Source organism: Mesorhizobium sp. M1A.F.Ca.ET.072.01.1.1, from assembly GCF_004023325.1.
Lineage (GTDB): Bacteria > Pseudomonadota > Alphaproteobacteria > Rhizobiales > Rhizobiaceae > Mesorhizobium.
The window spans coordinates 1-10,267 of record NZ_RZSF01000253.1 but is presented as its reverse complement, the minus strand read 5'-3'; the positions used below and the strand labels follow the sequence as shown (position 1 = coordinate 10,267).

The 10,267-nt window shown below is 59.2% G+C and carries 9 protein-coding genes and 1 pseudogene; 8 read left to right on the top strand and 2 right to left on the bottom strand.

Annotated elements, in window-relative coordinates:
* Both EOA32_RS27135 and EOA32_RS27130 read right to left on the bottom strand, forming a co-directional pair.
* Positions 1-1,506: aldehyde dehydrogenase (locus tag EOA32_RS27135; RefSeq protein WP_145971362.1), on the bottom strand; the 1,506-nt coding region annotated here is incomplete at its 3' end.
* The gene (locus EOA32_RS27130) at positions 1,484-2,428 is read right to left on the bottom strand and encodes a dihydrodipicolinate synthase family protein (protein WP_128373351.1); all 945 of its coding nucleotides are present in this window, start codon (positions 2,426-2,428) and stop codon (positions 1,484-1,486) included. The genes EOA32_RS27130 and EOA32_RS27135, both read right to left, overlap by 23 nt.
* A 428-nt stretch (positions 2,429-2,856) precedes the next feature.
* On the opposite strand from EOA32_RS27130, the gene EOA32_RS27125 reads away from it, so the two are divergent.
* The 8 genes and pseudogenes from EOA32_RS27125 to EOA32_RS27070 all read left to right on the top strand — a co-directional run.
* Positions 2,857-3,501, top strand: a complete 645-nt coding sequence (locus tag EOA32_RS27125) for a TetR/AcrR family transcriptional regulator (RefSeq protein ID WP_128373350.1) — start codon at positions 2,857-2,859, stop codon at positions 3,499-3,501.
* A 389-nt stretch (positions 3,502-3,890) separates the two neighbouring features.
* Positions 3,891-4,664, top strand: coding sequence for an SDR family oxidoreductase (locus EOA32_RS27120; RefSeq protein ID WP_128373349.1), 774 nt, complete (start codon positions 3,891-3,893; stop codon positions 4,662-4,664).
* A 104-nt stretch (positions 4,665-4,768) separates the two neighbouring features.
* Complete coding sequence (locus EOA32_RS27115; RefSeq protein ID WP_128373348.1) at positions 4,769-5,668, top strand: 3-keto-5-aminohexanoate cleavage protein; 900 nt, start codon at positions 4,769-4,771, stop codon at positions 5,666-5,668.
* Positions 5,669-6,383: 715 nt separating this feature from the next.
* Positions 6,384-8,042 carry an ABC transporter ATP-binding protein gene (locus tag EOA32_RS27105; RefSeq protein WP_189407406.1) on the top strand — a complete coding sequence of 553 codons (1,659 nt, stop codon included), beginning with the start codon at positions 6,384-6,386 and terminating at the stop codon, positions 8,040-8,042.
* A 135-nt stretch (positions 8,043-8,177) separates the two neighbouring features.
* Positions 8,178-8,592 (top strand): annotated as a pseudogene (locus EOA32_RS40150) (helix-turn-helix domain-containing protein); the annotation flags it as partial.
* A 687-nt stretch (positions 8,593-9,279) separates the two neighbouring features.
* The gene (locus EOA32_RS27080; RefSeq protein ID WP_245499397.1) at positions 9,280-9,684 is read left to right on the top strand and encodes a transposase; all 405 of its coding nucleotides are present in this window, start codon (positions 9,280-9,282) and stop codon (positions 9,682-9,684) included.
* Positions 9,681-9,959 carry an IS66 family insertion sequence element accessory protein TnpB gene (gene tnpB / locus EOA32_RS27075; protein ID WP_210214849.1) on the top strand — a complete coding sequence of 93 codons (279 nt, stop codon included), beginning with the start codon at positions 9,681-9,683 and terminating at the stop codon, positions 9,957-9,959. The genes EOA32_RS27080 and tnpB overlap by 4 nt, the downstream gene beginning before the upstream one ends.
* Positions 9,960-9,977: 18 nt before the next feature.
* Positions 9,978-10,267, top strand: a 290-nt coding sequence (locus EOA32_RS27070) for a transposase (protein ID WP_128373342.1), incomplete at its 3' end; no start/stop codon positions are given.

The window sequence follows — 10,267 nt, the reverse complement described above, 5'->3', positions numbered from 1 at the left end:
CTTCTGGTCGGAGATGTCCGCCCAGATTGTCTTGAGTTCGGTGTACTGGTCGTGGGCGTGAAGCGATTTGTCCCGTCCACCAAAGCCCGAAAGCTTGAAGCCGCCGAATGGGGTCGAGATGTCCCCCTCGCCATAGCAATTGATGGTCACCGTCCCGGCGCGGATGTCGCGCGCGATGCGATGGGCCTTGCCGAGATTGGCGGTGAAGATCGAAGCGGCCAGTCCATATTGCGTGTCGTTGGCGACCCGCACCGCCTCGTCGGCGTTGGCTACCTTGATGACCGACAGCACCGGCCCGAAGATTTCCTCCCGCGCGATCGTCATTTGCGGCGTCACATCGTCGAAAATGGTCGGCTCAATGAAATAGCCCTTGCCGTGCTTGTGGGCATTGCCACCCGCCACGACCTTGGCGCCTTCAGCGCGGCCCTTCTTGATGTAGCCCATGATGCGATCGAACTGTTCCTTCGACACGATGGCGCCCAGCCGGTTGCCCGGGTCCAGCGGCTCGCCCAAAGGCCATTGCGTGAGCTTGTGGAGCACGGTCTCGATCAGCCGGTCCTTGATCTTCTCGTGCACGATCAGACGGGAATTGGACGAGCAGTTCTCGCCCATGTTCCAGAACACCGCCTGGGTGACGTGCTGAGCAACGACGTCAAGGTTCTCGGCGTCGTCGAGCACGATGCACGGGTTCTTCCCGCCGCATTCGAGCACGATGCGCTTGAGGTTGGACTTGGCGGAATATTCTAGGAATTTCCGGCCGATTTCGGTCGAGCCGGTGAAGGCGACCATGTCGATATCCGGATGCAGGCCAAGCGCCTTCCCGGTGATCTCGCCCGGACCGGTGACGATCTGCATGACGCCCGGCGGCAGGCCGGCCTCATGCGCCAGCTCGGCAATCCGCAAGGTCGACATGTTGGTCTGCTCGGCCGGCTTGACGATGACGGAGTTGCCGGTTGCAAGCGCCGGCCCGATCTTCCAGGCCAGCATCAGGATCGGGAAACTCCAGGGTAAAACGCAGGCGACCACGCCAAGCGGCTGGCGCACGATCATCGACACGACGTCATCGCCCGAAGGCGAGGTCTGGCCGTAAAGCTTGTCGGTGGCTTCCGCATGCCATTCCAGGCAATGCAGGGCCTCGGGGATGTCGATGGTTTCGACGTCGTAGATCGGCTTGCCGCTTTCGAGCGTCTCAAGCACGGCGAGCTCATGGGCGTTTCGCTCCATGAGCTTGACCAGGCGCCGCAGCACCCGCTTGCGCTCGCTCGGATGCGCCCGCGACCAGGTGCCCGATTCGAACACCAGCCGCGCCTTCTCGACCGCGAGGTCTACGTCGGCCTCGCCGCAGGAAGCGATCCTGGTGATGACCTGGCCGGTGGCGGGGTTGATGGTCTCGAACGTTTCGCCGGATTTTGCTGCCCGCGCCTTGCCGTCGATCACCGCATTGGTCGGCAGCGGCAGGCTGGCCGCCAGGTTCTGGTACTCATCACGCGTTAATAGCGATGACATTCTCGGAAGCCCTCTTCTGGGATTTTGCGGTGATGGAAGCGATGACCGCCTTCAGCGTACGGATCGTCGCCTCGAGCTCGCGTTTCTGCTCGTCGTCGAGTCCGCGCATCGGCCGCCGCACCGGCCCCGCCGGTAGGCCGGTCAGCTCACACCCGAACTTGATGCTCTGCACGAACTTGCCGCCCTGTTCGAGAACGCGCATCAGCGGCAGCAGCGCCGACATGATCTGCCGGCCCTTGGTGAAATCCTTCTCGATGACGCACGCTTCGTAGAGCGCGAGGTGCTCGGCCGGCAGGCAATTGCCGGCGCCGCACACCCATCCCTTGGCGCCCCAGGCGAAGAATTCCAGCGCCTGATCGTCCATGCCGCAGAACAGATCGATATGCGGATAGTCGCGCGCCAGCGCGTGCACCTGGTTCATGCTACCGCTGGACTCCTTGATGGCGCAGAAATTGGTGCCGCGGCCGACCCGATCGAGAAACTCCAGGTCCATCATCGTGCCGGTGCGACCGGGATAGTTGTAGAGCATCACCGGCAGGTTGGCAGCCTTGTCGATTGCCAGCGCATGATTGGCAAGTTCGAGTTGCGTGGGCACGGCGTAATACGGCGAGCCGATCAGGATGCCGTCATATTTCAGATCCTTGGCGACCAGCGCATATTCGATGCAGTCCTCGGTGCGGATGGCGCCGACGCCGGCGATCAGCGGCACCCTTCCCTTCACGACCGTTTTGGCAAGCTTGAGCAGTCCGACACGTTCGTCGCGCGACTGAGCGTAATACTCGCCGGTCGTGCCGCCGACTATGACGCCATGCACACCGGCCGACACCAAGTGCTCGACCATCACGCAGAAGCCGTCTCGGTCGATCGATCCATCGGCATGAAACGGCGTGGTGACGGGCGGAATAATGCCTTTGAACGACATCGGCCTGGCTCCAATTTGGGTTCAGGTTCGTCGTTATATGGAAGGAAGGCTGACCCGGCAGTCGAAATAAAATCACGCGGCAGGATACTTTTTTGCGCATCCCCCAGCGATGTGCCCCGCAGACTAGGGCAGCAGCCCGATAGAGGGTAGAAGGACAAGCAACACCAACGGATGATCGACGCGTCGGTGGGGCCGCCTAAGGGGGCCACTTGGTGGCGTTTTCAACCTGCGCACAGAAAAGCGCATTGGGTCACCGCATATTATATATTGCTGATGATGGAGAGTTTCGATTGATAGACCGAGGGCATTTAACGTCTCGCCGCGCCATGCTAGGACACTTATCCGTCGAGACGAGCCAGTTGCCATAGTTGCCAGCACCGCGACCTTCGACTGAGACTTGAACCGAAACCAGGAACCGATCGCAAGCTATGCCGAAAATCATCGACGTCGAACAAACGAGACTTCGCATCGCCAAGGCGGCTGGCAAGGCCATCGCGGACAAAGGGATATCCGCCGTAACTATGATCGATATAGCTAACGCGGCTGGCGTTACAACGGGGATGATCACACATTACTTCAAAGGAAAATCCGACATAATCGCGGCTGCATTGCGCGTTCCTTTTATGAACATCGAACATAAAATTGCCTCTCTTCTGAAAAAGGGAGAGACGGACCTTGCAACACTTTTGGATATATCAATACCCGCTTCGCGGTCACATTTCGAGGATGGGGCCATTTGGGTCAATTTCTGGGGTGTGATTGCCGCCGACCCCGAATTTCGTAAACTCAACTATAGCCTGCACCGCGAGGGTACTAAGATTTACGACAACGTCGTCAGGGCTGCTTGGCCAGAGAGTGAAGCCTGGCCCAGCGACATTTTTGACATGGCTCTTCGATCTATCGTTACCTTTCTTTTTGGCTTGACCGCCGGCGGTGTGACGAATCGCGCAGTTTGGACAAGTTCCACCCAGCGCACCCAGTTGCAACTTCATCTTAGCCTGGTTCGCGATTGGGCCCAACGTCAGGCACGTGCGGCTCGCGATAATAAATCCAGCCGAGCAGCCGCAGAGTAGCCTTCTAGTATCCAGTTCAGCCCACGCGGAAGCGTGCTAATCAGGGCGATTGCTGGCGCCCCCGCGCGCCAATTTGGATCAAACCGCAGTGGATACGGCGACGTGCCGTCGCCGGCAACCATCTGACACGTGTTGTCACCTATGCCGGCGACCACAAACGGACGCCGTGGGCTCAACCTCGCGGCACTGAGAGTTCTTGTTCGTGCCAAGTTGCCCGGCAGACCCTTGACGATAGAAGTCCGGATATATAACGTTCATTCTATCTCAAAGTGAACCTCCTGGCTCGCCAAGGCGGATTTCAGCGAGACAAGCCCAGCAACTGCGCCGCAGGAAATCGCCCATTGAGGCCGATTTCGCGGCCACAATTTTTCATTGAAGGGAGAGGTCAAATGGATTTGGCGCTAAAAAATACGCGTGTCCTTATCACTGCGGGAGCCAACGGCATTGGGAAGGCCGTCGCGGAGCACTTCCTTGCCGAGGGCGCCAAGGTGATGGTCTGTGACATCGATGACCAGGCGATCCGCAGCATTCAGGAAAAGGACGTCATTGCCGTGAAGGCTGACGTTTCGAGTTCTGGCGCCGTTGCCAAACTCTTCGAGGAAGTTGATCGCCGCCTGGGGGGACTCGATGTCCTGATCAACAACGCTGGCACGTCGGGGCCCTCAAAGCCAGTCGAGGCTGTCACCGACGATGAATGGCGCGCGACATTTGCCGTCAACGTGGATGGATCCTTTTACTGTGCGCGGGAAGCCGTGCCTCGTATCAAGCAGGCGGGCGGCGGATCGGTCGTCAATATGTCGTCAACGGCCGGCTTCCTACCTTACTCTCTGCGTAGTCCCTACTGCACCGCCAAGTACGGCATCATAGGCCTTACCGAAGTCATGGCGATGGAATTGGGTCAACACAATATTAATGTGAACGCAATCTGCCCGGGCAACGTCGACTCAACCCGGTTGCAACGCGTTAATCAGATGGCCTCCGAGTCGCGCGGCATCCCGATTGAGGCGATCAACAAGACCCTCATCATGCAGCAATCCATGAGGAGGCTTGTAAAGATGAGCGATATCGCTGGCATGATCGTTTACTTGTGCAGCCCTCAGGGCCGCATCATCTCAGGCCAGTCGCTCGCTATCGATGGCCAGACCACAGCCACCGAATATTGACAACCCCGAATAGCTGACCGACGCGGTGTTCGTTCAACCCGCCAACCCCGTGAGAGCAGCCAAGCCGGGCTTTTCCATGCATCTCAATCCTATGAGGATTCTACATGCCGCTAACTATGAACCGAGAAGTTTTTATCACCTGCGCCGTAACCGGATCGGGCGACACCGCCTCCACATCGCGTCACGTCCCGCGCTCCCCCAAGGAAATCGCAGCCGCCGCCCTAGAGGCGGCAAAGGCGGGCGCTGCGGTGGCGCACGTCCACGTTCGCGATCCGGAGACGGGCGCACCGTCCCGCAAAAACGAGTTGTACAAGGAAGTTACCGATCGCATCCGCCAGGCCGAGGTGGATATTGTAGTCAATCTCACGGCAGGCATGGGTGGCGACCTGATATTTGGCAGCGTCGAGAAGCCCTTTCCACTCTCGCCAACCAGCGACGTAGTCGGCGCATCCGAAAGGTTCAGCCACGTTCTTGAGTGCGCGCCCGAAATTTGCACGCTCGACTGCGGTTCGATGAACTTCAATCTCCAGGATTACATCATGACAAACACGCCAGCGACGCTTCGTGCGCTGGCCAAGATGATGAAAGACTTTGGCGTCCGCCCGGAGATTGAGGTGTTCGACACGGGGCATCTCTGGTTCGCTCAAAAGCTCGTGGAAGAGGGGCTGATCGAAGACCCGGTGCTGGTTCAACTGTGCATGGGTGTGCCGTGGGGGGCGCCCAGCGACCTGATCACCTTCATGGCGATGGTGAACAACATCCCTGCAGGATGGACATTCTCTGCCTTTGGCATAAGCCGCGATGCGATGGCGTACCCTGCTGCTGCTGTGCTGGCGGGCGGCAACGTGCGCGTTGGCCTCGAAGACAATCTATATGTCTCCAAAGGCCAGTTCGCCACCAACGGCCAATTGGTCGAGAAAGCGGTCAACATCGTTGAAGGCATGGGCGCCAGGGTTATCGGCCCTGAGGAAGTGCGCCAGAAGCTAAAGCTGACGAAGAGATAGCTTCCGTGGGGAACAGCGGACGAATAGTTCGCTGTTCCCTCACCAATCGGGCTTATGTAAGTACAATGCAACAACCAAATACCGGAATCGACCCGCGGATGAGCGCACTCATGAGATTGTTCGAGGTGACAGTCCCGTCTGACTGGATAGATTACAACGGGCACATGACAGAGTACCGCTACACCCAGTGCTTTGCTGACGCCACTGATGCTCTCCTACAAATGATCGGCGCTGATGCAGACTATGTACAGAGAGGGCACAGTTACTACACGGTAGAGAGCCACGTTCGGCTCCTTGACGAGGCGAAACTTGGAGACGCGCTTTACGTCGACGCTCAGCTACTGCCATCGGACGGGAAAAAAATTCATACGTTTATGTCTCTTTTTAGAGCTTCTGACGACATGCTATTGTCAACATATGAGAATTTGATGTTGCATATTTCGTCTCAGGAGGGCCGCTCCGTACCGCCACTGCCTGCGATCATGACGAAGCTTGCGCCCCTTGCGGAAGTTCACGCAAGCCTTCCTCGTCCTGAAGCCGCAGGACGGTGGGTCGGTATGCGAAGGTGATCTCCCGCGGCCACGCAGAACATCCCCGGAAAAACTGGAGGGCGCGCTATCCATGCCGTCAAAAAGTCCCCCCGGCGTATTCCTACGTCGACGATGATTGGAGCGTGAGCTGACAAATGCTTGACAAGGCAAACCTCCCCTTCTCCTTGAATGGCTCTCGAACCAAAGCGCGGGGTTCCCTACTTGAAATCCGCAGTCTCAGAATAGAAGCCGCCGTCCATTCGCCTGGCACAAGCCCGCAGAAGGTGGTCCTTGTCGATGGGATCTCTTTGCAGCTCGAACGCGGGAAGGTTATGGGGCTTATAGGCGAGTCTGGCGCCGGCAAGTCGACGGTCGGCCTTGCCAGCATGGGCTACAGCCGCGACGGTCTTAGGATCACAGGCGGAGAAGTTGTTCTTAATGAACGCGATGTCCTCAAAGTCGGCTCTCGATCCCTCCGGAAACTGAGGGGCGAGGAGGTCTGCTACGTGGCGCAGTCAGCTGCGTCCGCGTTCAATCCCGCTCACCGTCTGATGGACCAAGTCGTTGAAACGACAATCCTTCGCGGCCTCGAAGGCCGCATTGCCGCGGAGCGACAAGCCATTGACCTGTTTAGAAAGCTTGGCCTTCCCAGCCCCGAGACGATCGGTGAACGCTTTCCGCATCAGCTTTCCGGCGGCCAGCTCCAGCGCGTGATGACAGCTATGGCGCTTTGCTCAAGGCCGGATCTAATCGTTTTTGACGAACCGACCACGGCACTTGATGTCACGACGCAAATCGACGTCTTGGCCTCAATTCGTCATGCGATTCATGATACTGGAGTGGCAGCACTTTACATATCTCACGACCTGGCAGTGGTCGCTCAGATAGCCGATGAAATCATGGTATTGCGCCACGGGAGGCATGTCGAGCATGGACCCACACAGCAGATTATCAAAAGTCCGAGGGAAGGGTACACAAGCGCTCTCGTTTCAGTCCATCAGATCGATCATGCGGAGAACGCAAACGAAGGCCGGCCGCTTCTTGCGGTGCGCAGTCTCACAGCGGGGTACGGCGATGGATCCTTCAAGGTGCTCGACGACGTCTCAGTTGAGGTTTCTACAGGACAAACCCTCGCTGTGGTAGGCGAGTCCGGATCCGGCAAATCGACGCTCGCGCGCGTGATAACAGGGCTGTTACCGCCCGTGTCAGGACGCATTGAGTTCGACGGGAAAGAACTTTCCCGCAGTCTTGCGGAGCGCTCCAAGGACGAACTCCGTCAGCTGCAAATGGTCTATCAAATGGCGGACGTTGCAATGAACCCGCGCCACACCGTCGGAACGATCATCGGCCGCCCCATCGAATTTTACTACGGGGTCTCAGGGGCTGGGAAAGAGCAACGGGTGATTGAACTGCTCGAAAAGATTGAATTGGGGAGCGGCTTCATGAATCGCTACCCCAGCGAACTGTCAGGTGGCCAGAAGCAACGGGTCTGCATTGCCAGAGCGCTTGCGGCAAAGCCCAAATTGATCATCTGCGACGAGGTGACCTCGGCCCTCGACCCGCTGGTGGCAAACGGAATCCTGAAACTCCTCCTCGAGCTCCAAAAAGAGGAGAGGATGGCTTACCTCTTTATCACGCACGACCTTGCCACCGTGAAATCCATTGCTGACAAGATTGCCGTAATGCACCGGGGTCAGGTCGTCCGATACGGGCCCAAAAGCCGAGTGTTAGCGCCACCATTCGACGCCTACACCGATCTGCTCCTGTCCTCGGTGCCCGCAATGGAGGCCGGATGGCTTGAAAGAGCTGTGGCTTCCCGGCGTTTACAACCCGCCGGCAATTAGGCTCGGACGAGCGGCGCCCCCGATGTAATTCTCTTTGTGCGTAGGCTAGAGCACGTCCGGGGATCGATGAATCCGATAGTGATGTGACAGGCGTCCCGGCCGGTGATTCAACGTCCACTTTGAGGGAGGTTGATGATGGCGAGGGCATTGAGCGGCGATCTTCGGTCGCGGGTTTTGATGGCGTCAGATGATGGAGCGTCTGCGCGCCAGGCCGCGGCACAGTTTGGCGTTGGGGTATCGAGTGCGATCCGCTGGATCGCGCGGGCCAAGATCGGTGAGGCCGCGACCGCAAGGACGACGACGCGGTTCGCGCCTTGACGAACATGCTGACTTCATCGGCGGGCTGGTCGAGAGACATCACGCTGAACGAGATGGTGGAGCCGCCCGGGACCGAGCGCTCGATGCGCATCGGCCGGAGCGCCTTGAGCGAATGGCTGCGCGGGCACATGCGCCGGAGCAGGACCGCCCCGACGTCCTGAGGCGGCGCCGCGCCTGGTTCGACGGCCAACTCGATCTCGATCCGGCAAAGCTCGTTTTCATCGACGAAAGTGTGCTGCAGAGCAGCGGAAGGAGTTCAACATGAACTAAGACCGTAGCGTAAAGCTGCGTGAATGATGGGGGACGGCCCTCCGGGATCGGCTTTCAGGAGCAGGTCTCAAACCAGTCCGAGCTGCTGCGGTAAAGAGCCGTGGTGGTGAGCGTCGGATGAAAAGTTCGGACAAGATCCGAGCAGGTGGGTGTCCGAAAGACGAACGAAAGTGAAACCTCCGAGGACGCGTCGTTATGAACTTAAGTGTCGTCGAAACCAGGACCGTTTCGTCATCCTGGGACAAGTCCGCCAGATGCCTGATGACGGGGCGGGCGGCGACCGGCGTAGAGGGGGCGTGAGTCGGACATAGGCATTTGCGCGGAACTGCAGGAACCAGGCTCCTGATGCAAAGGGAGAAGCTCAAGCGGGCCAAACCCGTAAGGCGAGAGTACCGATGCAGGAGACTGGGGCGGACCGACCCGTATGAGCGTTGAGGGCCCTGTAATGGGGCCGGAGCAAAGGGGTCGGATCAGGTGGTCGTATTGTTTGAAACAACTGAAAACAGGATGACTTCGATAGGTACGACAGACAAGCCGTTTCGAATTGCGAAACGACAAGTGTACGTTAAGCGGTGCACCAGGGCACCTTGCAATAGGCCGATGAACATGGAGCTTTCGCGCCATGACATTGGAACATGCAGAGGGCGATGTGGTCGCCGAGATCAGCGGCACCGCGGCGGCTGAAGCTGGTGCAACGATGCCCGGCCGCGTACGGCAACGGAGGCTGTGGAGTTGCGCGGAGAAGCGCGCGTTGGTCGACCTTGCGAGCGCGGCGGGGTCGTCGTTGACCGAGGTCGCGCAAGCGTTTGGCGTGGCTCCTTCGCAGCTCTATGCGTGGCGCAAGCAGATGGCCGGCGGCGAGCACGATGAGGCGGTGGCCACCTTCGCGCGCGTCGAGGTGAACGATCTGCCCGAGGTCGACCGGCCCGTCTCCGATTGCCCGGACCCGGCCGGCAAGATCGTCGTTGCCTTCCCGAGCGGCGCGCGATTGCGGATCGACGGGACCGTCGATCTGGCAGCGCTGCGCATCGTCCTGGCGGAGTTGAGCAGGTGATCACGGTGGTGCCGACCGACCAGATTTACCTGTGCTGCGGCGCGACCGATATGCGCCGCGGGATCAATAGCCTCGCACGGATGGTGCAACAGGTGCTTGCGCTCAATCCGCACACTGGCGCGATCTTCTGCTTCCGTGGCCGCAAGGGTCATATCATCAAGATTCTGGCGCATGACGACCAGGGGTTCTGCTTATTCACAAAGCGGCTTTCCGACGGCTGTTTTGCCTCGCCAACCGTAAGCGGTGCACCAGGGCACCTTGCAATAGGCCGATGAACATGGAGCTTTCGCGCCATGACATTGGAACATGCAGAGGGCGATGTGGTCGCCGAGGACAGCAGCACCGCGGCGGCTGAAGCTGGTGCAATGATGCCCTGCCGCGTACGGCAACGGAGGCTGTGGAGTTGCGCGGAGAAGCGCGCGTTGGTGGACCTGGCGAGCGCGGCGGGGTCGTCGGTGACCGAGGTCGCGCAAGCGTTTGGCGTGGCTCCTTCGCAGCTCTATGCGTGGCGCAAGCAGATGGCCGGCGGCGAGCACGATGAGGCGGTGGCCACCTTCGCGCGCGTCGAGGTGAACGATCTGCC